Source organism: Candidatus Nitrosoglobus terrae, from assembly GCF_002356115.1.
Taxonomy (GTDB): domain Bacteria; phylum Pseudomonadota; class Gammaproteobacteria; order Nitrosococcales; family Nitrosococcaceae; genus Nitrosoglobus; species Nitrosoglobus terrae.
In genome coordinates this window covers 1,158,991-1,181,688 of record NZ_AP014836.1, presented here as the reverse complement: position 1 = coordinate 1,181,688, position 22,698 = coordinate 1,158,991, and the positions used below count along the sequence as shown (strand labels likewise).

General features: G+C 40.4%; 25 protein-coding genes. 16 read left to right on the top strand and 9 right to left on the bottom strand.

Features of this window, described 5'->3' with window-relative positions; all coding sequences use genetic code 11:
• The first annotated feature begins 20 nt into the window (after nt 1-20).
• Both TAO_RS05725 and TAO_RS05720 read left to right on the top strand, forming a co-directional pair.
• Complete coding sequence (locus TAO_RS05725) at nt 21-695, top strand: response regulator (protein WP_096527022.1); 675 nt, start codon at nt 21-23, stop codon at nt 693-695.
• Entirely contained in the window at nt 688-2,058 is a 1,371-nt protein-coding gene (locus TAO_RS05720; protein WP_096527021.1) for a sensor histidine kinase, read from the top strand. The genes TAO_RS05725 and TAO_RS05720 overlap by 8 nt, the downstream gene beginning before the upstream one ends.
• A gap of 104 nt (nt 2,059-2,162) precedes the next feature.
• On the opposite strand, the gene TAO_RS09920 is transcribed toward TAO_RS05720, so the two are convergent.
• The 3 genes from TAO_RS09920 to TAO_RS05710 are packed head-to-tail and all read right to left on the bottom strand — an operon-like array spanning nt 2,163 to nt 3,778.
• Nucleotides 2,163-2,327, bottom strand: coding sequence for a universal stress protein (locus TAO_RS09920; RefSeq protein WP_408607633.1), 165 nt, complete (start codon nt 2,325-2,327; stop codon nt 2,163-2,165).
• On the bottom strand, nt 2,291-2,539 hold the full coding sequence (locus TAO_RS05715) for a universal stress protein (protein ID WP_231910600.1): 249 nt from the start codon (nt 2,537-2,539) through the stop codon (nt 2,291-2,293). Before TAO_RS05715 ends, TAO_RS09920 begins: the two co-directional genes overlap by 37 nt.
• A gap of 45 nt (nt 2,540-2,584) precedes the next feature.
• Nucleotides 2,585-3,778, bottom strand: a complete 1,194-nt coding sequence (locus TAO_RS05710) for an NnrS family protein (RefSeq protein ID WP_096527020.1) — start codon at nt 3,776-3,778, stop codon at nt 2,585-2,587.
• A 150-nt stretch (nt 3,779-3,928) separates the two neighbouring features.
• Between TAO_RS05710 and bfr the strand changes: the two genes are divergently transcribed.
• The 3 genes from bfr to TAO_RS05695 all read left to right on the top strand — a co-directional run bounded on the left by bfr (nt 3,929) and on the right by TAO_RS05695 (nt 6,121).
• On the top strand, nt 3,929-4,393 hold the full coding sequence (gene bfr / locus TAO_RS05705; protein WP_096527019.1) for a bacterioferritin: 465 nt from the start codon (nt 3,929-3,931) through the stop codon (nt 4,391-4,393).
• A 229-nt stretch (nt 4,394-4,622) separates the two neighbouring features.
• Complete coding sequence (gene cmoA / locus TAO_RS05700; RefSeq protein WP_096527773.1) at nt 4,623-5,354, top strand: carboxy-S-adenosyl-L-methionine synthase CmoA; 732 nt, start codon at nt 4,623-4,625, stop codon at nt 5,352-5,354.
• Nucleotides 5,351-6,121 (top strand): methyltransferase family protein, encoded by a 771-nt coding sequence (locus TAO_RS05695; RefSeq protein WP_231910599.1) that lies wholly within the window; start codon nt 5,351-5,353, stop codon nt 6,119-6,121. The genes cmoA and TAO_RS05695 overlap by 4 nt, the downstream gene beginning before the upstream one ends.
• A gap of 4 nt (nt 6,122-6,125) precedes the next feature.
• On the opposite strand, the gene TAO_RS05690 is transcribed toward TAO_RS05695, so the two are convergent.
• From TAO_RS05690 to TAO_RS05680, 3 genes are all read right to left on the bottom strand, one after another.
• Complete coding sequence (locus tag TAO_RS05690) at nt 6,126-6,881, bottom strand: endonuclease/exonuclease/phosphatase family protein (RefSeq protein ID WP_096527018.1); 756 nt, start codon at nt 6,879-6,881, stop codon at nt 6,126-6,128.
• On the bottom strand, nt 6,881-7,870 hold the full coding sequence (gene hpnA / locus TAO_RS05685) for a hopanoid-associated sugar epimerase (protein ID WP_096527017.1): 990 nt from the start codon (nt 7,868-7,870) through the stop codon (nt 6,881-6,883). Before hpnA ends, TAO_RS05690 begins: the two co-directional genes overlap by 1 nt.
• A gap of 99 nt (nt 7,871-7,969) precedes the next feature.
• On the bottom strand, nt 7,970-8,542 hold the full coding sequence (locus TAO_RS05680; RefSeq protein ID WP_096527016.1) for an acyloxyacyl hydrolase: 573 nt from the start codon (nt 8,540-8,542) through the stop codon (nt 7,970-7,972).
• Nucleotides 8,543-8,900: 358 nt separating this feature from the next.
• Between TAO_RS05680 and TAO_RS05675 the strand changes: the two genes are divergently transcribed.
• The 9 genes from TAO_RS05675 (at nt 8,901) to mqo (ending at nt 17,990) form a co-directional block, all read left to right on the top strand.
• The gene (locus TAO_RS05675; protein WP_096527015.1) at nt 8,901-9,353 is read left to right on the top strand and encodes a tellurite resistance TerB family protein; all 453 of its coding nucleotides are present in this window, start codon (nt 8,901-8,903) and stop codon (nt 9,351-9,353) included.
• A 23-nt stretch (nt 9,354-9,376) separates the two neighbouring features.
• Entirely contained in the window at nt 9,377-9,955 is a 579-nt protein-coding gene (locus tag TAO_RS05670; protein WP_096527014.1) for a TerD family protein, read from the top strand.
• A 53-nt stretch (nt 9,956-10,008) separates the two neighbouring features.
• Nucleotides 10,009-11,106 carry a phosphoribosyltransferase domain-containing protein gene (locus TAO_RS05665; RefSeq protein WP_096527013.1) on the top strand — a complete coding sequence of 366 codons (1,098 nt, stop codon included), beginning with the start codon at nt 10,009-10,011 and terminating at the stop codon, nt 11,104-11,106.
• 132 nt (nt 11,107-11,238) lie between these two features.
• Nucleotides 11,239-12,351: a cysteine protease StiP family protein gene (locus tag TAO_RS05660; RefSeq protein WP_096527012.1), complete on the top strand. Its 1,113-nt coding sequence runs from the start codon at nt 11,239-11,241 to the stop codon at nt 12,349-12,351.
• 18 nt (nt 12,352-12,369) lie between these two features.
• Complete coding sequence (locus TAO_RS05655; RefSeq protein WP_096527011.1) at nt 12,370-13,332, top strand: HpcH/HpaI aldolase/citrate lyase family protein; 963 nt, start codon at nt 12,370-12,372, stop codon at nt 13,330-13,332.
• 34 nt (nt 13,333-13,366) lie between these two features.
• Entirely contained in the window at nt 13,367-14,386 is a 1,020-nt protein-coding gene (locus TAO_RS05650; RefSeq protein WP_096527010.1) for a DUF475 domain-containing protein, read from the top strand.
• 43 nt (nt 14,387-14,429) lie between these two features.
• Nucleotides 14,430-15,011: a TerD family protein gene (locus TAO_RS05645; RefSeq protein WP_096527009.1), complete on the top strand. Its 582-nt coding sequence runs from the start codon at nt 14,430-14,432 to the stop codon at nt 15,009-15,011.
• Nucleotides 15,012-15,070: 59 nt separating this feature from the next.
• Nucleotides 15,071-15,592 (top strand): DUF2780 domain-containing protein, encoded by a 522-nt coding sequence (locus TAO_RS05640; protein WP_096527008.1) that lies wholly within the window; start codon nt 15,071-15,073, stop codon nt 15,590-15,592.
• Between the two features lie 886 nt (nt 15,593-16,478).
• The gene (gene mqo / locus TAO_RS05630; protein ID WP_096527006.1) at nt 16,479-17,990 is read left to right on the top strand and encodes a malate dehydrogenase (quinone); all 1,512 of its coding nucleotides are present in this window, start codon (nt 16,479-16,481) and stop codon (nt 17,988-17,990) included.
• 2 nt (nt 17,991-17,992) lie between these two features.
• Here the strand turns inward: mqo and TAO_RS05625 are convergent, their stop codons facing one another.
• Both TAO_RS05625 and TAO_RS05620 read right to left on the bottom strand, forming a co-directional pair.
• Nucleotides 17,993-18,418 (bottom strand): DNA polymerase III subunit chi, encoded by a 426-nt coding sequence (locus tag TAO_RS05625; protein ID WP_096527005.1) that lies wholly within the window; start codon nt 18,416-18,418, stop codon nt 17,993-17,995.
• A gap of 3 nt (nt 18,419-18,421) precedes the next feature.
• Nucleotides 18,422-19,936, bottom strand: coding sequence for a leucyl aminopeptidase (locus TAO_RS05620; protein WP_096527004.1), 1,515 nt, complete (start codon nt 19,934-19,936; stop codon nt 18,422-18,424).
• Nucleotides 19,937-20,088: 152 nt separating this feature from the next.
• Between TAO_RS05620 and lptF the strand changes: the two genes are divergently transcribed.
• Together lptF and lptG are read left to right on the top strand one after the other, a co-directional pair.
• Nucleotides 20,089-21,204 carry an LPS export ABC transporter permease LptF gene (gene lptF / locus TAO_RS05615; protein WP_096527003.1) on the top strand — a complete coding sequence of 372 codons (1,116 nt, stop codon included), beginning with the start codon at nt 20,089-20,091 and terminating at the stop codon, nt 21,202-21,204.
• Complete coding sequence (lptG, locus tag TAO_RS05610; RefSeq protein ID WP_096527002.1) at nt 21,201-22,265, top strand: LPS export ABC transporter permease LptG; 1,065 nt, start codon at nt 21,201-21,203, stop codon at nt 22,263-22,265. Before lptF ends, lptG begins: the two co-directional genes overlap by 4 nt.
• Here the strand turns inward: lptG and TAO_RS05605 are convergent.
• Nucleotides 22,243-22,698 carry an RDD family protein gene (locus tag TAO_RS05605; protein ID WP_096527001.1) on the bottom strand — a complete coding sequence of 152 codons (456 nt, stop codon included), beginning with the start codon at nt 22,696-22,698 and terminating at the stop codon, nt 22,243-22,245. The two genes, lptG and TAO_RS05605, sit on opposite strands and share 23 nt — an antisense overlap.

The window sequence follows — 22,698 nt, the reverse complement described above, 5'->3', positions numbered from 1 at the left end:
TTTCATTCAGGATAGGGTTTATGAGGATTTTGCTCGTGGAAGATGATGCCATTCTTGCAGATGGGTTAACACAAACGCTAAGCCAATCTGGTTATGAAATAACCTGTGCGATGACGGGTATCTACGCTGATTGTGCCCTACGCACTCAAGATTTTGAGCTGGTCATTCTTGATTTAAATTTACCTGGGTTGAATGGTCGTGAAGTTTTGCAAAAACTAAGAAGCCGGAACAATCCAGTGCCAGTTTTGGTGTTGACTGCCCGTGATGGCCTTAATGATAGGGTTAATAGCCTTGAGTGCGGGGCAGATGATTATATGATTAAACCCTTTAATCTAAGAGAGTTAGAAGCGCGAATTCGTGCCCTAATTCGCCGTAGCTATGGAGGTTTTAGCCATGATATTGTGATAGGTCGACTGACTCTCGATACGTTAAATCGCCAAATACGCGTAGATAACGATCCCGTTAATTTTTCCTCTCGGGAATATGCGGTGCTTGAGATTCTCTTGCTTCGCTCAGGAAAAGTGGTGAGTAAGGATAAAATTGCCCAGAGATTATCAACGCGAGGAGAAACATTAAGCGATAATGCGATCGAGATCTACGTATATCGATTGCGTAGGCGAGTTGAGTCATGGGGTATTGGGATTAGAACTGTACGGGGATTGGGGTATCTATTGGAGAAGAAAATCGGTGTATGAGACTCAGAGCCTTCGATCTCAGCTCCTGCTACGTTTGATACTTCCATTATTGTTAATGGTTATTTTGGACGGCCTGATTTCTTATTACGTCACGGTACATTATGTGAGTACCACCTATGATGACTGGCTTTTGGATTCAGCCCATTCTTTAGTTCAGGAAATTAAGTCTCAACAGGGAGAAATTGCTTTTGATCTACCGCCTGCTGCCTTAAGAATTTTTCAGTGGGACAATGTGGATAAGACTTTTTTTAAAATAGAATCTCTGCGTACTGGTTTTATAGCGGGAGATAAAGCAGTACCCAATCCTCCGTTTTCAATATTGAGCTTAAAACATCCTTTTTATTTCAATAGCCAGATGGGGGGTGAAAAAGTGAGAGTCGTTTCTATAGGGGTAACTCTAGCCCATACCTCAGAAGAAGTGTTGGTTGTAGTGGCTGAGACCGTTAATAAACGACATACGATGATAAAACACATCATCTTGTCGATAGTCATACCTCAGATTTTACTAATTTTCATGATTAGTTTTTACCTATGGATTGGAATTAAGCGCAGTTTAGATCCACTCCGTGCTTTGGCACAGGAGATTTCTCAGCGCTCATCACAGGATTTAACCCTGATTCCAGACTCACGGGTTCCTCTTGAGATGCGTATCCTGACTCATACAATTAATAATTTATTACAGAAACTGACATCAGCACTGGCGGCTCAAAGATGGTTTATTGAGAATGCCGCCCATCAGTTACGTACCCCTCTTTCTGGTTTAAAAATACAAGCGGATAGGGCGCTACGGATTCATAATATAGCTACAATGAAACCGGCTCTTACCCAGATAAAAAAATGCGCTGATCAAGTTTCTCGCTTAAATACCCAATTATTAGTGCTAGCGCGCTCAGAGGCGGTGATGGAAGCTACTCAGAAATTCCTACCAGTGGATCTTTGCCTGTTGTCTAAAGAGGTTTGTATAGATTGGGTACCTTGTGCACTGGAGCAGAAAATAGAATTAAGTTTTGATGGGCCGCTTGAGTCTGTGGTTGTGCTGGGTATAGAGACTTTACTTCGCGAGCTGCTGACTAACATTTTGGATAATGCTATTCGCTATGGCCGAGAGTCGGGGCAAGTACTCGTAACTTTAAAAGTAGATCCTTATCCTAGACTTATCGTGGAAGATAACGGGACGGGTATTCCAGAATCAGAGTTGGATAAGATTTTTGATCGTTTTTATCGAATCCCCGGTAGCCCCGGTGAAGGCTGTGGTTTAGGTTTAGCGATTGTTAAGGAAATTACTGATCTGCATGCAGCCCAAGTGAGCATAAATCAGGTGAGTGGTAACGGCGGGACTCGGGTGGAAATCTCTTTTAGCTAGGTTTGTATTATAGGCATGAAAGGCTGAGTATTCAGCCTTTATGTTTTGGATATAACTAACTGGAACTTTTATTCGTAGATAGTGGTATAAGGAAAATCAGATTCTTAAGGGACAATAGTAATGGGGCCTTTGTAGTAACGCATAACTTTTTCACTCACGCTGCCAATTAATAACGCTTTAAAGGTGGAGATACCCCGTCGACCCATGATAGCGATCGCAGTAGAATTTTGTTCTAGATAAAGGATAATTTCCTCTGCTGGATCGCCAATAAGGGTTTTTTCATTAAAATTTTCTTTATTATTGTTGATAGCTTGATAGATTTTATCGAAAATCTTTCGAGATATTTCTTTTTTATCCGATCAATATTGCTATCTTCATGATTCGGATAGTCCATAGATAAATTGGCAGCAAAGCCTGCCGCGCGTTGCGAACTTTCTGAGCCATCCACGGGTACAATAATGTTATCGAATTCAATGCCCATTTATATTATTCCTCAGTTTTTCTTATTCTAAGTTTGGTAATTTGTTTATCCTAGCCGCCCATCTGTTCTTGGTTGCCATAAGATAGCTGTATAGTAAAATAAAAAAAGCATAAAAGCAGCAACCCAGAGTCCAGCAGATAAAAATAAAGCAGCTGTGGTTATGGGGTGAGGTAGTAGTGGAGCACTAATACGGGCAATGGTAGCTAGGGCAAGCAATAAATAGGCTCGACTCATCCCTTGAGGCAGCTCTAATCGTCGACCGGTATGGCCAAGAGAAACCCGAGAGGTCATCCCTAATATAAGGGTGCTCATAGCCCCCACTGTGAGCAGATGAGTGGCGATACTTCGATAATCACCCGGTAGATAAGCATCTATCCCCTTAGTCATTAGCCCAGCGCAGATCCATAAGTACCCTAAATGTAATACCCAAAGAATAGGCTGTGATAAGGTTTTATATCCTCCCCAGCCTAGTAAACGTATTAAGTTTAACCCTCCAGCAGCTAACCCTATAGGGCCAACGAATATCATTGTACTTGGGATAGCTTCTGCAATAAAAAGCATGATAACAGCGGCAATAGCTAAGCGATCAAGCCAAACAGATTGATGAATATTGATTTGAGGTAAAGCATTGTGGGTGAAAAAAGGGATGACTCGTCCACCCAAAATGATCATGAGCAAGGTAATCATATCTACAGTGACTTGTAAGGCTAAAGGAACGATGGTGATAGGTAGATAACCCGCCCATCCTAAATGGAATAACAAGTTACAACCAGTTAAAACTGCTAGGATGATAAGTAGGGCTATGCTACGTGTATGCTTGGCGGCGATAACAGGTCGGGCAATGAAGAAGAATAGGCAGGGAAGGAAAGCTATATCAACTATCATGATGGCTAGAGTAGGGAATTGATTGCCAAATAGCATGGCAGTGCGCCCTGCAACCCATAACAGTACGAGTAAAAATAAAAAAGGCCCAGTAGCGGTAGATCGTCCCGTCCAATTTTGAGCTGCGGTTAAGAGAAATCCGGCAATAATAGCCGTGACAAAGCCGAACAACATTTCGTGAGCATGCCAATAGATGGGTAGAGAGGGATAGATATTGAGATGTACACCGCTAAGTAATAGTACCCATAGGAACATCAAAATGCAGCCTGTAGTAGCTCCAAGCCAAAAAAAAGGTCGAAAACCAGTAGCGAAGAAAGCCCATTGAGGGCGCTGAAAAGCAGGGGATGGTGAGGACATCAATTTTAAAGCTCCTATAAAAAGCAGGCGAAATTATAACTATTATCGTTGGTATTAACTCATTGTAATAAAAAGAAAAATTGACAATTTTACAGTGACTTGCTAGGGTATTTTAGAATTATCATACAATAACCCTAAGGAGTATGCACCATGAAGGGCAGCACACAGGTCATTAGCTATCTGAATAAAATTCTTACCAAAGAGCTTACGGCGATTAATCAATACTTTCTACATGCCCGTATGTATAAAAACTGGGGCTTTGAAAAGCTTAATAAATACGAATATGAGGCTTCTATAGATGAAATGAAACATGCAGATAAGCTAATTGAAAGAGTCTTATTTCTTGAAGGCCTACCTAATCTTCAGGAGCTGGGTAAGCTTTTGATTGGTGAAACGCCTAAAGAAGTACTTGAGTGCGATCTCAAGCTGGAAAAAGAAGGATTACCTTTACTCAAAGAAGCGATTGCTTATTGCGAACAGCAAGGCGACTACGTTTCTCGGGAATTAGTGGAGGAAATCCTAGATAGCGAAGAAGAGCATATTGATTGGTTAGAAACTCAACTAGATTTAATTGAAAAAATAGGATTGCAAAATTACCTTCAGTCTCAGGTATAAACTTTAGTCATTTAGTATAGGGGGGAATAAAAAAAATAGGGGTTTAAGGTTAGCGATAAAAAATGGGCCAAGATTCTTGTCAATAAAGCCAGATAAGCCGATAATTGCAATACGATAATAGATTGGGTGGCTAGCTATTTCAGCTGGATTCTTATAGTTAACGGATCTGTTTATGAAAGAGACGGACGAATGTATTGATGCAAGTCATGATCTAGCCTTAAACCATGAAATGGTTGAATCTCGGGATCAGCTATTTGAGGAGAGCGGTGTAGCTATTGAAGATTTTCACTTTGATAGCGCAACAGCATCTGTTTTTGATGATATGGTCAGCCGCTCTGTACCCTTTTATGCTGAAATGCAGCGGATGACTGAAGAAATCGCGATTGACTTCGCCACTGCAGGGTCTAATCTTTTTGATCTTGGATGTGCTACAGGTACTACTCTTTTAAGATTGGACTTATCCTTGGACTCGGAAGTACAGTTTGTAGGAATAGATAGCTCCCAGGATATGCTGGAGAAAGCGAGGCAGAAATTTTCACAACGAAAAAGCGTTCGTAAATGTAAGTTTATTACTGCTGACTTACATCGAGAGAAGATAGTTGAAAATGCCTCGGTAGTGGTTATGATTTTAACCCTTCAGTTTATTCGCCCATTGTATCGAACGCAGGTAATTCGTAGCTTAATAGAAGGGATGAATCAGCAATCCTGTCTTATTATTTTTGAAAAGATCACCCTAGATGATAGTTTGTTTAATCGTCTATTCATTCGTTATTACTACAATATGAAAAAACGTCAAGGGTATTCTGATGTGGAAATCGCTAGGAAGCGAGAAGCTTTAGAAAACGTACTCATTCCATATCGGCCTGAGGAGAATTATGAGTTGCTCTCAGAAGCTGGTTTTACTCATATTGAAGAGTTTTTTCGATGGTATAACTTCAGTGGCATTTTAGCGGTTAAATGAAAGCAAGCTTAATTATGCTAGCCTCTCAAAAATATCTTCTTATCCGCTATGGTGATTTTCTTTTTAAATACCGAAATATAGTGTTTCCGATTGTTTTATGTACCTTGCTATTTGGATTTCGCCCAATGCAACCCTCAGATAATAGCCATTATAATATGATCATGAATCTATTTGGGTTTCTTGTCTCGGCTATGGGGGAGACTATACGGGTCGCTGTTATTGGATTAGCTTATATTAAGCGAGGAGGTGTAAATAAACGCGTTCACGCAGATACGCTTGTAGCAACGGGTATTTTTGCTCATTGTCGAAACCCGCTTTATCTAGGTAATATATTAATATTACTAGGATTTTTTATTATTCATAATAATCCGTGGGTTTATGTTTTAGGGCTTGGTTTTTTCCTGATTTCTTATTCAGCAATTGTAGCAGCTGAAGAATCCTATCTACGCATAAAATTTGGAACCGAGTATCAAAATTATCGCTATCAAGTAAATCGATGGTTACCAAAATTAAGAGGATTAAAGAAAACGCTAAAAAGTATGAAATTTAATTGGAATCGGGTAATTGCTAAGGATTACGCAAGTGTCTATAGCTGGATGGTATTTACTATCTTGTTAATAGCTTATGAGCGAGTACAGTCGTCTTCGACTTGGGAGACACTGTTTTGGTCTAGAGATTTGGGAATTACACTCATCTTGTTAACGATTGGTTTTGTTGTTGCACGGTTTTTAAAGAAAAGCGGACGTTTATCTGAGAAATCAGCATAAGCTACTAAGTTAGTCGATACGTAGCTAATAGGGGTTTGTGATCAGAAGGAGCTATATTTCCTGAGAGAAAGAAATCTGCTGTGCTACAGTTCATAGGTTGTATAGATCCTCGATGGAGTATCCAATCAACGACTTCTGGAGGGTGAACAGCATCTGGAATAACAGGGCGGGTTATCTGAGGATTTCGGCCTAGAGCGGTGAAGCAATTAGTTAGTCCCGCTTTTTGTAGTACTTGTAGGGGTAGATAATGATCATTAAAATCTCCCATAAATAGCAGCGCTGTAGTAGGCTTTTCTAGCTGATTTAAGATTTTAATAGTATTTAGGGCTTGCTCAACTCGCACATTGATTCTATCGATACGCTCCTTGCTATTGCCGGGCCAAGTGTAATGAGCAGTTGCTACTAAAAGGGTTGTAGTATCAGTAACATTAGCTTGTAATCGTACCCAAAATAGACGACGCCATTGCTCGAGGATTCCTACTTCCTCTGCCCCATACTCTATTAAGTTAAACAGTGATCGATTCCAGTAAATATTACTTTGCCTTTTCCAACCTTCAAAGGGATCATCTACCCGTTGATGGTTTTCTAGGGTTTGATCAAGTAGATTACGGCTTTGCAAGCATAGTTCTTGCAAGCAGAGAATATCTGGCTGATGGAGAGTGATAAATTGTCGTAAGGGATTTTGACGATCAGCCCAGCGCTCATCATTCCATAGATTATAGGTGCATACTACAAATCGAAAAGAACGGGCGGGTATCATTATAGGTAATGATTAGCCTGAAACCAAATAATGGCATCAGAAATGGCTTCACGGGCAGGTCGAAATTGGTATCCCAGTGCTTGTTCTGCCTTCTTGCTGGAAAAAAACATAAGTTTCTTTGCCATACGTATGCCGTCAACTGTTGTCATAGGCTCTTTGCCTTTAGTAAATTGTGCCCAACCTTGAATGAGGTAGGCAATAGGGAGGATGGCATAATGAGGGAGGCGAATCTTAGGGGGACGGCGCTGGGTAAGATGAGCGATAATTTCTAGGATTTCACGCAGGGTGAGATTTTCACCTCCGAGGATATAACGCTCACCGGTTTCACCTTTTTCGAAAGCTAGAAGATGGCCTGAAGCGACATCATCTACATGGACTATATTAAGCCCTGTATCCACATAAGCAGGCATTTTTCCTGAAGCAGCCATTGTGATCATCTTTCCGGTAGGCGTAGGCTTGATATCCCGTGGCCCTATAGGGGTAGATGGATTAACAATAACAATGTTGAGCCCTAGCGAGGGTATAAGATCTTTAACTGTTTTTTCAGCTAGAAACTTAGATCGTTTATAGTGGCCAATCATTGTATCGAGGCTAGAGGGTGTATTCTCATCGGCGGATGTACCGTCAGTATACAGCCCTAAAGTGGCTACGCTACTGGTGTAAACAATACGATTGACGCCAGCCTCAGCAGCTGCAAGCATAACGTTTTTGGATCCTTGAACATTGCTATCATAGAGATCTTGAGGATTGGCGGCCCATAACCTATAGTCAGCAGCTACATGAAACAATGCTTGACAGCCATGGAGCGCTTTTTCTAAGGATTTCTGATCTCTGAGATCGCCTTCAAAAATTTCTATTGGCAGACCTTCTAAGTTACGCCGATTACTGTTTGGGCGTACGAGTACCCGGACAGTTTCTCCCCTATCGAGAAGTTGTTTTACGATAGCTGATCCTACAAAACCAGTGGCTCCAGTTACAAAACTAGTCATAGATTTTATTCCTTAGAAAATAGCCTAATAAGGTAATAATAGATGAGGAGTGGTTTTAAGGATCTATTACTGAAGATATAAAGCTTTAAAAATAGAACATTAGAAAGGTAGAGCAATATCATAGGTTACCAGTAGCTCGTTTTCCCCAGGATTCTGCTTATTGATACCCGCGCTGGATATATGATTATATCTAATCCCAATACGATCACCGTTGTCACGTTCATAGGCAAATGTTATACCCTCGCGGAAATTGAAGATACCGCCGAGATTTTTACTTCCGCCTTGATCATATCCTCCTACGCTAAAGAAGGGTGTAATCGCAAAATTCCAAAATCTAATATCGCCGTAAATACCTCCATAACCGAAAAATCCCCCATCTGTATTCCCCATAATGCCTATCAGTGGACCGATAGCGTTAAATAATTTTTTTCCGTAACGAAATTCTATGGTGCCTGCAGCGGACATTTCAGAGTGATCCGTATCAAAAGAACCCACCCCAAAGCCTAAATAACTAGGATTATTGGATACATAATGATCTAGGTAATCACTGACATCATTATTATCCTCGCTAGGTTTATCAGCGTAAGAATAATTGTCTTTTGCTTGTAGCGGGTAATTTAAGGAGAAGAAAAGCAGGATCACCCCTATGATTGCTTTTAAAAATGCCTTCATTTTATATTTAGCTAAGATACAAATTAGGGAGACTTATTAGGCTACAAATATAATGTTAGTATAATCAAGATTGTTAGTAAAACACTAAATTAATCCTTTCCTTAAAAAATAGAAGTTCTCAAGGCTAACTATATTTATTTTATTGATTTTTAATTACTTTATTAACTAACTTTGTTATGAAGATAAATATATGTTATAAATCATCAAGTCGGTTTTTTTACTTATGATCTTTAAAGTTTTTTAGAAAACTAGTGTCAGAAATTATAATTTTGCTTGCGATATTTCCTGTCTCATTCATTAATTTTATGCCCGTTCTTCTAGGAATATCGCGATACGATAGAAGAGGTTTATATCAATAATGGCCTTAAATTGGTTAAAGGGTAAGTTTGACGAAGTTTCCTCCAATCTGAAAAAAGAAATTACCCGAATTAGAAATAAGGATTTATTAGAAAGCATTGTTGCTGGGTGCGCTTTAGTGGCTTATGCAGACGGAGTGGTCAAGCCCGAAGAAAAGCAGACAATGATGAAGTTTTTAAAAACATCCGATGTACTGTCAACTTTTGATACAGGAGAGGTGATTAGGTTATTTGAGAAATACTCTGGTCAATTTGAGTTTGATTATGTTATTGGTGAAGCTAGTGCGCTTCAGGCGGTAGGGAGAATAAAGAAAGAGGAGTCGGAGGCTCGGCTCTTAGTGCGTGTGTGCTGCGCAATTGGGGCATCTGATGGTAACTTTGATGAGGTTGAAAAAAAAGCAACAAGAAAAATCTGCTCAGAGTTAGGGTTAAATCCGGCTGATTTTGATCTTTAAAGTGATTAATTAAGAGGTAAGTAATGACAGTTACGTTACAGAAAGGACAAAACGTATCCCTGAGTAAAGAAGCCCCTGGGCTAAAAGAAATTACCTTTGGTCTTGGGTGGGATTCTCGATCTACAGATGGTGCTGATTTTGATTTGGACGCTAGCGCGCTTATCTTAGGCGAAAGTAATAAAGTGTTGAGCGACAATCATTTTATTTTTTATAATAATACTACCGATCCTAGTGGCACGGTGACCCATACAGGTGATAACCGTACTGGCCAAGGAGAAGGTGATGATGAAAGTATTGTAGTTAATCTCTTTAAAATGCCGGCAGAGGCTAAAAAGGTTGTTTTTGTTGTGACTATTCATGAAGCTGAATCTCGCAAGCAAAATTTTGGCCAAGTGAGTAATGCTTTTATTCGAGCTATCAATAATGCAGATCATAAGGAGATCACTCGTTACGATTTATCGGAGGATGCCAGTATTGAGACTGCTATGATCTTTGGAGAACTTTATCGCCATGGCGAGGAGTGGAAATTTAAAGCAGTAGGCCAAGGCTATGCAGGAGGGCTAGCAGGTGTTGCTAAGGATTTCGGCGTTAATATTGGCTGAGCCGTTTATTAAAAGAAAGAATGCACTGGTAGATTGCTAGTGCATTCTTTATTATGAGCCAGTATATTCATCTGACTGCTGGGATCCTAAAAATTGATCTTCATAAATCTGATCTTTCTCTAGATTATCTATTGGGCTTTGCCAGTCGAATTAATCCTAAACGGGGATATTTGTTCGTTTCTAAGGTTCTTGGCAAGCATATCCCTTGCAAACCTTCAATAATGCGAGGTATTTATAACCGGTTAGCAGCATTGCTTCCAAAGGTGTCAGATCCGGTTATCTTCATTGGTATGGCTGAAACGGCAACGGGCTTAGGAGCGGGCGTTGCTGATAGTTTTGTTAAGCTTACAGCGTATGGGGATGTTGTCTTTCAACATACTACTCGTCATAAGCTATCGGCAGCTGAGTGGGTTTGCTTTGATGAGATACATAGCCATGCTCCTAGTCATATTCTCTATCAACCTTTACCTGCGCTTTGGCAGCAATTTCTTAAGGCTAAGACCTTAGTTTTAGTAGATGACGAAATTAGTACTGGAAGAACACTTACTCAGTTAGGACGCGAGCTTATAGGAAAACTACCCAATATCGGTAGTGTTATATTGCTATCCATCGTAAATTGGCTCTCTGCTACCCAAAAACAAGCTATTCAAGAGAGTTTTGCTAGAGCGGTCTCATTTATTAATCTATTAGAGGGGACATTCTCATTTATACCCAATGTGGGATTTAAGCCAGTCTTACCTAAAAAAGTTAAGCGACTTCAACCAACTTTACAGGCCCGACAGGATATAGGTCGAAGAGGAATGAATATGAGGGAGGCTCTTATAATAAAAGGACCTTACCCTAAAAGGCATAATGTTTCTGTTGTGGGGACAGGTGAGTTTCTATTTCAACCATTTTTATGGGCTGAATCTTTAGAAAAAGAAGGTTTTAATGTGTTATTTCAGAGCACTACCCGATCGCCGATTCAGGTTGGTGACTCTATTGGTGCGAGCCTATGCTTTAAAGATGAATACAAGGAGGGTATTGATCATTATCTGCATAATCCACCTTGTGGTCGAGAAATTATCATTGCTTATGAGCTTGCTAAGCTAGCGGCTAATCATAATCTTCCAGAACAAATTGGAGGAAGTATTTGGGGGGTTAATGGCTAAGGTACTGATAACAACTCTTGGGGTTAACTGCTTACGTGCATGTTGCAATTATCGCCCGATGTGCGTTTGCTGACCCATTTTCTGCTTTATCGGAGTGCTTGCTTGGGTTTGTCAAACTATCATCGTTAAGAAGTGGCTGTGCGACTTCTTTGCCCTATAACGGGCAGTTATCACCAGGATGACTGTCAGTTTTTACTTACTCCGTTATGGAGACATTCTCAGAATTTCTCTATTTATGAGAAAGAATGCTTAGTCCAGTCTGGTGCAAAGCATTATTCAGAGATGATCAGCGCTGAGTTACCGCCTAGCGTGCCTTATATAGCGTTATTTCGGAAACTAACCCAAAAATATAAAAGTCGTATGGCTGCTCAGGTGATGAGATTAGCTTATAGTATTATTAATACACGACCAGATCCTATCACGTTAGTATCATTAGCTCGGGCAGGCACTCCTATAGGGGCATTACTTCAACGGGCATTAAGTCGCCATCTGCATGTTGAATCTAGACATTATTCCATCTCAATTATTAGGGATCGGGGTATCGATGAGCAGGCTTTAGCTTTTCTGCTAAGAGAACATCAACGTTCGGCATCGGGAGTTGTTTTTATTGATGCTTGGACCGGTAAGGGAGTCATTGCAAAGGAGCTTAAACGAGCTATTGCGTATTGGAATTCACGTCATTCAGAGCAGCTTCAAGATTCACTTTATGTGATTTCTGATGTGGCTGGGGTAGCAGATGTGGCGGCTACCTATGAAGATTATGCTATTCCCTCGGGTATGCTTAATGCTACTGTCTCTGGGCTGGTCTCTCGCTCTATACTGAATTCGCAGATCCATCCGGGACAATTTCATGGTTGCATTGTTTATGATTATCTACAGCCCTATGATCTGAGCAATTGGTTTTTGGATGAGGTGGAGTCTCAGATGGATACTACTAAGGACGCTGCCCCACTTTCATTGCGTTCTCGCAAACAGCATCATATTCAAGCTCAGGCTAATGTTTACTTCGATCGTTGGATAAAACAGTATGGAATTAGAAGTATTCATCATATTAAACCGGGCATTGCTGAAGCAACGCGGGTTATGCTGCGCCGTGTTCCAGAAAGGTTATTATTACGGGATCTAGAATCAGATGATCTGGCTCATTTATTAATGTTAGCTAAAGAGAAAGAGATTGCTATTGAGCATCAACCAAATATGCCTTTTAGCGCGGTGGCCTTTATCAAAACAATAGGGAAAAATTAGATTATTCAGTAATGTAATATGTATCAGCCGCAATTAAGGGTGCAGCCAGTACGAGAGCGTATACCTTGCTATATAGAACTTGGGGCCACGCTTTATATGCCAGCTACTCGAAAGGATATTGTAGAGGTGCTTAATCAACGAAAACTGGCTAAGTTACGCTCAGTAGTTGTCTGCACTGAAGATTCTATTTTAGAGAAAGAATTAACCCTTGCACTTGTTAATTTACGAGTAGCATTGGAGCAACTTCAGCCTTCCCCTTTATTGCGATTTATCCGTCCTCGTAATCCTGAGGTATTATCTCAATTAATAGGTATCCCTGAGATTACAAATATTGATGGGTTTGTATTGCCTAAAATAAATGAAAATAATCTACCGATTTATGCAGAGATAGCTGCTCGGATACCTACGCTGATTTTAATGCCGACCCTTGAGACTGAAGTTGCTTTTAGTCGAAAACGACTTGAAATATTATGTAATGAGTTCACTAAAGTAGGCAACCCAATTCTATGCCTTCGAATCGGAGGTAATGATCTGCTGCGCTTATTAAAGCTTAGACGCCCAAGGAATTTTACCTTGTATGATACGCCCCTATGTAGGGTAATTAATGATATTATTTTAACTTTCCGCCCTGCGGGTTATGAGCTTTCGGCTCCAGTTTTTGAGTATCTTGATAGCTATGAGGTTTTACAACGGGAGGTAGAATTGGATATTATCCATGGTTTATTTGCTAAAACAGCAATTCACCCAACCCAGATCTCGGTGATAGAGGCGGTTTATCGAGTGTTTCAAAGGGATATGGATTTGGCAAAAGAAGTGCTTAAGGAAGGAGCTCCAGCAGTATTTAAATTCAATGATCAGATGGTTGAAATCTCTACTCACCGATCTTGGGCGGAGCAGTTACTCTTACGGGCTGAATTTTATGGAATACGTTGTGAGCGGACAGATAATAGTATCTGCCCACTTAATTTTATTAAGATGTGATTAATAGTAAAAAACCTATCGGTTAACTTTGATTATGCGACATTTTAAATATTCTTTTTTAGTGACTGCGCTGGGATTAACGGCTGCTTTTCTATGGGGCGGGACTACGGGTTTGTTGATTACTGCTATCCTAGGAATTCTTGAAGTAAGCTTATCGTTTGATAATGCGGTTGTGAATGCCTCCGTTCTTAAGGATATGGATCCAAAATGGCAATCTCGTTTTCTGACTTGGGGTATTCTAATTGCGGTGTTTGGTATGCGCTTACTCTTTCCCATTGCCATTGTAGCTGTAGTAGCTCATCTTGGGATGGCAGAGGTAGTGCAGATGGCATTAAAAGATCCAGATACCTATTCCGCTCATTTGCATGCTTCCCATGTGGAAATCTCTGTGTTTGGCGGTATGTTTTTATTGATGGTGTTTTTTTCCTTTTTATTCGATGAGAGCAAAGATTTACATTGGCTGGGAGTGATTGAGAAGAAATTAGCCACTGTTGGTAAGCTAGAATCAATTGAGATGGTTGTATCACTGGGTATTTTATGGATTCTTCAGGGATTTTTACCTCCAGAGGCAAGGTTAAGCGGGATGCTCTCGGGGATTAGCGGTATTATGCTATTTGTGCTTATCCATAGCATCTCTGGATTATTTGAACAAGAAGAGGGAGAAGCCATTGCCCATGGAGTAAAACGTGCTGGGGTGATGGGTTTTCTTTATCTGGAAGTTTTAGATGCTTCTTTCTCATTTGATGGGGTAATTGGTGCTTTTGCAATTACTAAGGATGTCATCATTATCATGCTAGGGCTAGCTATTGGCGCTATGTTCGTTAGGTGTATCACAGTGTATATGGTACGCATGGGAACTCTAGATGAATATGTGTTCCTTGAACATGGTGCCCATTATGCGATTGGCGCGTTAGCTTTCATTATGCTGATAAGTACTCAGATTGAAGTACCCGAGGTTGTCACTGGATTAATTGGGGCTACTTTTATCAGCTTAGCTTTATTCTCATCAATTCGATATAGGAAACGAGAACTGATTCAAGAACAAGCTACTTAAAAAATAATCTCGTTAAAGTTAGTTCGTTACTTCGGAGGATAATATGTCAATTAAATTAGTCAAAGGTCAGAAAATTTCTCTTGAGAAAGGGAGTGGTGGTACTTTAAGTCAAGTAGTAATGGGATTAGGCTGGGATGCCGCAGAAAAGAAGGGGTTTTTTGGTTTTGGAGGTGGCAGCCAATCCATTGATCTAGATGCTTCCTGTATTTTATTTGATGAGACAGGAAACGTATTTGATACGGTCTGGTTTCGCCAGTTGCAAAGTAAGGATGGAAGTATTACCCATACCGGAGATAATCGTACTGGGGAGGGAGAAGGCGATGATGAGCAAATTATAGTGGATTTAATGCGAGTACCAGAGGCTGCCAAGAGCTTGGTATTTGTAGTGAATAATTTTACAGGCCAAGACTTTAATCAAGTGCAAAATGCTTTTTGTCGCTTAGTAGATCGTAGCAATAATACAGAAATTGCCCGTTATGATTTAAGCTGCCAAGGGGATCATAATGCTCAAATCATGGCTAAGATTTATCGTCGTAATAATCAGTGGAAGATGCACGCAATTGGTGAGAATGCTAATGGTAGAACCTTTCATGAGCTTCTCCCTGCCATTCGTCCTTATTTATAGCTTTATAAATTAATAAATTACCTGTAACCCTACTATCGATTAATAAAGAGAGGGTATCAATGAAAATAAGTTGTATAAGAATGATCGCATTTATATTAGCGCTATCTTTTATAGAAAACGGGAATGCTGCTGGCTCTGCCGATAGTAGTTTGGCTACAGCTGCTGAGCAGGCGATTAAAAGCGCTCAAGGGGGAAATGGTTTAGCTAGCATACTGACTAGCCAGCTAGGCGTTTCTCAGGAACAGGCTTTAGGGGGCGCGGGTGCGCTTTTCAAAGCAGCAAAAGAAAACTTGGATCCCCAAACATTTACAGCATTATCTCAATCTGTGCCAGGAATGAGTAATTTGCTAGGCGCGGCTCCTCAGGTCTCTAAATCAGGTGCTGCTAGTGAGTTAGCTTCAATGCTGGGGGGGGCTAGCGGTGATAAATTAGCAAATATGAATTCCTTGGTTTCTTCCTTTAAGCAGCTTAATCTTTCCCCAGAGATGATTAAGCAGTATATCCCTATAGTTACCGACTATGTGAAAACAAATGGTGGGCAGGCACTTGCTAATCTACTGCAATCTGCTTTAGTGCCTTAAGGATCTGTATAAAACAGAGCTTAGCCTATATAGGAGGGGGAGTACTTCCTATATGGAGGCTATGCCTTCGTTTTTCACCTACTCCAGAATTTAGTTTAGTATTTCTACAGCCAATAACCTTTTATCTCACCCTTCTCTCTCCCACATTAGCCTTCTTTTCTTTCTTTGAGAAAGGCCAGCCATGAAGCCGGAGACTACTAACGTCACATAAAAAATGAAGATAGTAGCAAAAATAATACGCTCCTTACGAACAGTATTATTAGCAAAAACTGAAACATCCATAGCTAAAACATGGCTAGGATCTACAAACATATTGAGTGTTTTTATAAGCCATCTAACTATATGTAGGTATATATTAAATACAGAAGCAAATATAGGATCTAATACGGGATCTAAAAATGAAATAAAGCTACTGGGTATATAGGGTAGTAAATAGCGCACAATATACACAGTAACAATAGGTATAAAGATTAAATAGCTTATAAGTGTTTGATAATTATACGGTATATACCTCTGATTCTGATGAATCAGTATGGGATCAAGTAATAAGCATGAGCTAACCAAGAATAGAACAATGATTGAGGCCATACGTATAGCTATGCTTTGATATATACTTTTATAGTTTCTAACTATCCATACCATAGACCGCCTAATAAGAATAGGCGGTATAAAAACGAGAAGTATAATCAGTGTGTAAAGAAGTACTATGAGTAGAGGGGCAGGATCCTTTTTTACACCTTTATATGCATCCCTCCCCATACTGAATCCAAACCCAGCTAATGCTGCTTTAATAATATATTTCACTATAATCACCAACGATTAACTAGTTTAGTTAAAGAATAAAATTAAAATTGGTATCGTCTATTTCATAGAAAAATTTAAGTAAATGACTGTTCACGATAAAAAATACGATTTAATTTGCGTCGGTGGTGGGATTATGAGCGCCACCCTCGCGTTGATACTAAAATTAATAGATGAACACATAAAGATCCTCATTTTAGAAAAGCTGGATGATGTTGCCCTTGAAAGCTCGGGGGTTTGGAATAATGCTGGAACGGGGCATGCGGGTTTTTGCGAGCTGAATTACACTGAAAGAAATAAAGAAGGGGCTATTAACATCAGCAAGGCAGTTGAGATTTGCACGCAATTTGAACTATCTAAACAGTTCTGGGTTTATCTGATTGAAAAAGGTCTGTTAGAAGATCCAAAAGCATTTATTTATCCTGTTCCCCATTATAGTTGGGTAACGGGGGAGGAAAATGTGGCTTTCCTGACAGATCGATATCAGGCAATGAAAAAACATGTGCTGTTTAAAGAAATGGAGTTTTCAGATGATTTTGAGGTGCTGAAAAAATGGCTTCCTTTAATTATGAATCAGCGAAAGCCTTCAGAAGTGATGGCGGCCACCCGGATGGGATTAGGCACTGAGGTCAATTTCGATCAGCTTACCCGTAGTTATTTTAGAATTTTAAAAGAGCAATTCAATACCTATGTTTACACTCATCATGAGGTGTTAGGCATAGACTCCAGTGATGGAATGGAATGGTTAGTAGAAGTTAAGAATCTGAGTGTTGGCAAGAAGGAATACTATACTGCTAGCCGCATTTTTATGGGTGCGGGCGGTGGTACGCTTCCCTTATTGCAAAAAATAAAGATTCCAGAGAAAAATGGATATGGGGGTTTTCCAGTCAGTGGCCGATGGTTAATTTGCAATAATCCAGAAATAATTAAAAAACATTACGCTAAAGTGTACAGTAAAGCTGGATCGGGAGCTCCTCCCATGAGTATGCCCCATTTAGATATGCGGTATATTAATGGCAAAGAGGCGCTGCTTTTTGGGCCTTTTGCCGGATTTAGCACTAAATTTTTAAAAAAAGGCTCTTTTTTTGATCTGTTTAGGAGTATAAACAAGTCTAATTTATCAGCTTATTGGAGCGTTTTTTGGCATAACCTACCGTTAGTGAGCTATCTTATCAAAGAGGTACATATGAGCCATAGGGATCGTATGGATGCGCTACGAAAATTTATAAAAGATGCTGATGATAAGGATTGGGAGCTGAAAACGGCAGGACAAAGAGTACAGGTTATAAAAAAAGATCCACAAAAAGGCGGTATCCTTCAATTCGGAACGGAAGTAGTTCACAGTAAAAACGGAAGCATTACGGCTTTACTAGGCGCTTCCCCTGGTGCTTCAACGGCAGTGCATATTGTGTTGCATGTGCTTCAACTGGAATTCTCTAGCAGCATAAAAACGACGCAATGGCAGGACAAGCTTTCTGAAATGATCCCGTTTTGGTATAAAAACATTGAGGAAAACGAGGAGGAATTTAAAAAGCTTAGGATAAAATGCTCAGAATTGCTTAAAATAAATCCCTCAATTATTTTTGAAAAAAGCTGAATTTACGATGGTTCTATTTGATGGGTCTCTAATAAATAACCTTGATTGCGGTAGTAACGATAGTGTTCTCGTCCTAGCTGACGTTTATGCTCATTTTGATCAACAATTTCTACTACTCTCTGAAAATTAGAGCAAAACTCAGGTATTTTTGAGGAAAGGTTGATCAGTAGATTCATTTCAATCTCAAACTTGTACTCATAGCCAATGAGCACTGGGGGCTGAATAATTTCTTGAGTACCCACCAAGCTATGGGGAATAAAGCTACCTTGACGAAAAGTCCATAGAAGATCATTTATAACTTGAGCTTGGCGTTGATCTTCTGTCTGAATATAGATTTTTTGGCCTAGGTTGTAGGCTTTCTCAGTTAGCCTACAAGCAAAGTACTCGCAGGCTTGCCCGGTCAGTAAATAGAAATCGACTCTGATCATTAATTATTTATTTTTGGGTACTACTCCAGCTTGAGCGTATTGAATCAGATATTGAGTAAGTAAGGGTACAGGTCGTCCAGTAGCCCCTTTATCTTTACCACTATTCCAAGCAGTGCCAGCAATATCTAAATGGGCCCAAGAAAAATCTTCAGCAAAGCGGGATAGAAAACAGGCGGCGGTAATAGTACCGGCTTCCCGTCCACCTACGTTAGCCATATCGGCAAAATTACTCTTAAGCTGCTGTTGATAATCTTCCCATAAAGGAAGCTGCCAAACAGGATCATTACTCATCTGTCCGGTGGAAAGTAAACTATTAGCAAGATCTTGATCGTTGCTTAATAATCCACTGGCGTGAGCGCCCAAGGCAATGACACAGGCACCTGTAAGGGTAGCGACATCAATAACGATTTTTGGATGATAGTGTTTACTATAGGTGAGAGCATCGCAGAGAATTAAACGCCCTTCGGCATCAGTATTTAGAATCTCAATTGTTTGGCCAGATAAGCTGGTAACAATATCTCCTGGTTTAGTGGCATTTCCATCTGGAAGATTTTCTGTACACGGAACCAGAGCAACCACATTGAGCGATAATTTAAGTTCAGCGCAGGCTTTGATCGTACCCAAAACGCTAGCCCCACCAGACATATCATATTTCATTTCATCCATACTGGCGGCAGGTTTTATCGAGATACCCCCTGAGTCGAAGGTGATCCCTTTACCTATAAGTACAATAGGTTGTTGTTTGCTAGAAGTACCTTTATATTCTAAGCAAATAAATTTAGGGGATTGCTGGCTACCTCGGGCTACTGCAAGTAAAGCACCCATGCCTAATTTTTCCATGTCCTCACGATCAAGGATTTTTACAGTTAGAGATTTATATTCTTTAGCCATTTTGCTAGCTGTATCGGCAAGATAAGTAGGCGTACAGATATTCCCAGGCAGATTAGCTAGATCTCGCGCTAGGCTTACTCCTTTAGCAATTGCCTGACCCCATTGGATTCCTCGCGCTACTGCAGATTGCTGAGTTCGCTGTTCTAGTAAAAAATTAATCTGGCTAAGTGGATATTTTAGTGCTTTCTTTTTACTTTTAGTTTGATCGTAGTAATAGGAAGCGTGCTCCGCTGTTTCAGTCATCAGCCGCGCCCATTGAGATATATCCTCATGTTTGGGCTTTAGTTCAAGTAAGCAGGCCACTACATCGGTAGCTCCGCACTCCTCTAATACTTTAATAATAGTTGACCAACCGTGCCGTAATTTCTTAGATTCAAACTTGTTTTTTTCACCGCAACCCATCAGCATAACCCGCTCAGCTTTTATCCCGGGGAGGGCAAAGAGCAGGAGATTTCGCTCTATTTTGCCGCTGAAATCCCCTTGACTGATGAGTTTAGATAAATAGCCTTCACTTGCTTTATCAATACGCTGAGCAGAAGGAGAAAGCCCTTCATCCTCGTAGATACCCACTATAAGGGCTTGGGTACGTAATTTTTCTGCGGTACCGTTGGTGGTGGTGTAATCCATGATAGCTCCTAAAGGTAGGGTATATTTTATTTTTTTAAAAGCAGCAGCAGACTAGAGATTTTATCTTAGTTTTGATTAATGACTCGTGGCGATCAAATTTAAGGTGTTTATTTAATAGCATTGCAGGTATTTTTGCATAAATGGCCTAAAGCATGTTCAAGTTTTTTATCATTGATCGTTATATCCTTAAAGAATTAAGCCTCAATGTGGCTGGAGCCACTATGATTTTAATGCTTATTTTCGGTGGAATTCGCTTTATTCACTTACTAGGGAAGGCGGCAGAAGGAGCAGTGCCTGGGGAGACTATCTTCGCTCTTGCAGCTTACGAATCAGTGGGGGCTTTAATATTACTTCTACCGCTGGCCGCATTTTTATCCGTGATTCTAGTGTTAGGACGAATGGGTAATGATGGGGAAACCATCGCTTTATTTGCTTGTGGTATAAGCCGGAATCGCTTACTACAAGTAGTATTACTTTTCGGGCTAATTTTAGCGATAGCATCTGGTTTTATTTCCTTATATCTAGCCCCACTAGCATTGGCAAAGGGGTATCGTCTTGAACAACAGGCTTTGTTAGCCGCTGAGACTAGCGGTTTAGTTGCGGGTGGTTTTAAGGAAACTAACAACGGGCAGCGGATATTCTACGCAGAGAGTTTAGCAAAAGATCGGATTTGGATGAAAAATATATTTATTCAGGCACAGCAGCTGGCTCAGAAAATAATTTTCCGAGCAACGGCAGGGCGTTTAAAAACTGATGAGGTTACTGGCGATAAGCACCTGATATTGGAAAATGGCTATCGCTATGATTTAGCTAATGATGGCAGTCGGTTTCGTATTTTTCGCTTTATTCACCATGGTGTATTGATCAAGAAGGGAGGGACACAAGAATTTAAGGTTCGTCATAAAACTATTCCTACCCTAACTCTCTGGGAAATGGGCACGCCTAAAGATATCTCGGAGGTACAATGGAGATTATCCATGCCTATTGCAACTGTATTGCTGGCGATGTTAGCTGTACCCCTTACTCGCCCTGGCCCACGTCAGGGGCGCTATGCAGGATTAGTGCCCGCTATTCTCGCTTATATCATTTATAGCAATACACTAGGGATAGCGCGCAACTGGGTAGAGCGGGGAACCCTTTCTACTTTGCTTGGATTATGGTGGGTTCATGGGATTATGCTTTTAGTCGTGTTAATACTGCTTTGGCCTCAATCTTTGAAGAAGACTTTACATCAATTAAATAGATTCCGGATTTGGATGAGGCGATGAAAATTTTAGATCGCTATATCGCCAAAGCAATTATCAATTATACACTGCTGGTTCTACTAGTACTAATCGCGCTTTACACTTTTTTATCATTTGTCACTGAGCTTGAAGAAGTGGGACGAGGAAATTATAAAGCTTCTGATGCGCTTAATTATACGGTTTACTCCATACCTCAGCATATCTACGACTTACTTCCTGTGGCTAGCTTATTAGGGAGTGTGTTAGGGCTGGGGAATTTAGCGGGTCAAAGCGAGCTGGTGGCGATGAGAACTGCTGGCTTCTCGGTAGAGCGGATTGTTCGTTCTGCACTAACCGCCGGAATAGTTTTTGTAGTGATGACCGTCTTAATAGGAGAGGTAGTGGCACCGCCTGCGGAGCAGGCTGCCAATAAACTTCGTTCCCTTGCTAAAACAGGTCAAATTAGTGAGAAAGCGGAACAAGGTTTCTGGACCCGATCGGGTAATGCATTTAATCATATCGGGCGAGTTTTACCTAATGGGCAATATGCAGATATTGAACTTTTTGAGTTTGATAACCATCATCAGTTACATAGCATTGTTCGAGCAGCCCGCGCAGACTACCATGATGGGGGTTGGTATTTAATAGAGGTTACCCAGCAGATTATCAGCGCCGAGGGGATCATGGTTCGTCGATTGGATAAGGCGCTTTGGAAATCAAAATTAAATCCAGATATATTAGAGATAGTTATGGTTGATCCACAGCAATTATCTGCTTGGGAGTTATATCGTTATATTGATTATTTACAGGAGAATAAACAAGCTACTGAGCGTTATCAACAAGCCTTCTGGAGTAAAATAGTAGCACCTTTTAACACTTTGATTATGATGTTTTTAGCGATTCCCTTTATTTTTGGCCCATTACGTTCAGTGAGTGTAGGGCAGCGAATTTTTATTGGTGCTTTAGTAGGGATTGGTTTTTTTCTGTTTAATCGCTTCTTTAATCGGGTTGGCGTAGTATTTGAGCTACCTTTAATTTTAAGTGCTACTTTCCCTTCATTTCTTAGCCTAAGTATTGGAGTGGTTATGTTGCGCCGGGTGTATTAGTTTTTGAGATAAGGGTTAATTCAGTCTTTGAAAAGCGATCATGCCAAGCTTTTTTTTCTTTATCGATGAGAATCCACCAAAAGCCGGCACCTAAGAGGACCCATGAGATTAAAGCAAGCCCAAAGCGAAATAGTGCTTGGAGCCAAGTAATCGTACCACCATTAGGCTGCTGGACTTTAAGATGCCAAGCGCGCATCCCCAGAGTTTGTCCACCATGAGTCCAGAATCCTCCAAAAAAAATAAAAGCAATGAGCAAAAGATAAAGGCGGTAGAGTATATTGCCGGCGGCAATGGCTTTGCCTCCTGTTAATGGCAATATAAGGATAGTAAACACAAACCATGTAGCCGCCAGTAATAATCCGTCATAGAAAATCGCTCCAAGACGACGGAACAATCCGGGGGTAAATGATGTTTGATGGTTGGTAGCTTTCAT

Bases quoted from the DNA above. Each gene is read 5' to 3' on its own strand.
- TAO_RS05725 (WP_096527022.1), top strand. From the start codon at position 21: ATGAGGATTTTGCTCGTGGAAGATGATGCCATTCTTGCAGATGGGTTA.
- TAO_RS05715 (WP_231910600.1), bottom strand. From the start codon at position 2,539: ATGGGCATTGAATTCGATAACATTATTGTACCCGTGGATGGCTCAGAA.
- TAO_RS05710 (WP_096527020.1), bottom strand. From the start codon at position 3,778: ATGTCCTCACCATCCCCTGCTTTTCAGCGCCCTCAATGGGCTTTCTTC.
- bfr (WP_096527019.1), top strand. From the start codon at position 3,929: ATGAAGGGCAGCACACAGGTCATTAGCTATCTGAATAAAATTCTTACC.
- cmoA (WP_096527773.1), top strand. From the start codon at position 4,623: ATGGTTGAATCTCGGGATCAGCTATTTGAGGAGAGCGGTGTAGCTATT.
- TAO_RS05695 (WP_231910599.1), top strand. From the start codon at position 5,351: ATGAAAGCAAGCTTAATTATGCTAGCCTCTCAAAAATATCTTCTTATC.
- TAO_RS05690 (WP_096527018.1), bottom strand. From the start codon at position 6,881: ATGATACCCGCCCGTTCTTTTCGATTTGTAGTATGCACCTATAATCTA.
- hpnA (WP_096527017.1), bottom strand. From the start codon at position 7,870: ATGACTAGTTTTGTAACTGGAGCCACTGGTTTTGTAGGATCAGCTATC.
- TAO_RS05680 (WP_096527016.1), bottom strand. From the start codon at position 8,542: ATGAAGGCATTTTTAAAAGCAATCATAGGGGTGATCCTGCTTTTCTTC.
- TAO_RS05675 (WP_096527015.1), top strand. From the start codon at position 8,901: ATGGCCTTAAATTGGTTAAAGGGTAAGTTTGACGAAGTTTCCTCCAAT.
- TAO_RS05670 (WP_096527014.1), top strand. From the start codon at position 9,377: ATGACAGTTACGTTACAGAAAGGACAAAACGTATCCCTGAGTAAAGAA.
- TAO_RS05665 (WP_096527013.1), top strand. From the start codon at position 10,009: ATGAGCCAGTATATTCATCTGACTGCTGGGATCCTAAAAATTGATCTT.
- TAO_RS05655 (WP_096527011.1), top strand. From the start codon at position 12,370: ATGTATCAGCCGCAATTAAGGGTGCAGCCAGTACGAGAGCGTATACCT.
- TAO_RS05650 (WP_096527010.1), top strand. From the start codon at position 13,367: ATGCGACATTTTAAATATTCTTTTTTAGTGACTGCGCTGGGATTAACG.
- TAO_RS05645 (WP_096527009.1), top strand. From the start codon at position 14,430: ATGTCAATTAAATTAGTCAAAGGTCAGAAAATTTCTCTTGAGAAAGGG.
- TAO_RS05640 (WP_096527008.1), top strand. From the start codon at position 15,071: ATGAAAATAAGTTGTATAAGAATGATCGCATTTATATTAGCGCTATCT.
- mqo (WP_096527006.1), top strand. From the start codon at position 16,479: ATGACTGTTCACGATAAAAAATACGATTTAATTTGCGTCGGTGGTGGG.
- TAO_RS05625 (WP_096527005.1), bottom strand. From the start codon at position 18,418: ATGATCAGAGTCGATTTCTATTTACTGACCGGGCAAGCCTGCGAGTAC.
- TAO_RS05620 (WP_096527004.1), bottom strand. From the start codon at position 19,936: ATGGATTACACCACCACCAACGGTACCGCAGAAAAATTACGTACCCAA.
- lptF (WP_096527003.1), top strand. From the start codon at position 20,089: ATGTTCAAGTTTTTTATCATTGATCGTTATATCCTTAAAGAATTAAGC.
- lptG (WP_096527002.1), top strand. From the start codon at position 21,201: ATGAAAATTTTAGATCGCTATATCGCCAAAGCAATTATCAATTATACA.
- TAO_RS05605 (WP_096527001.1), bottom strand. From the start codon at position 22,698: ATGAAAGCTACCAACCATCAAACATCATTTACCCCCGGATTGTTCCGT.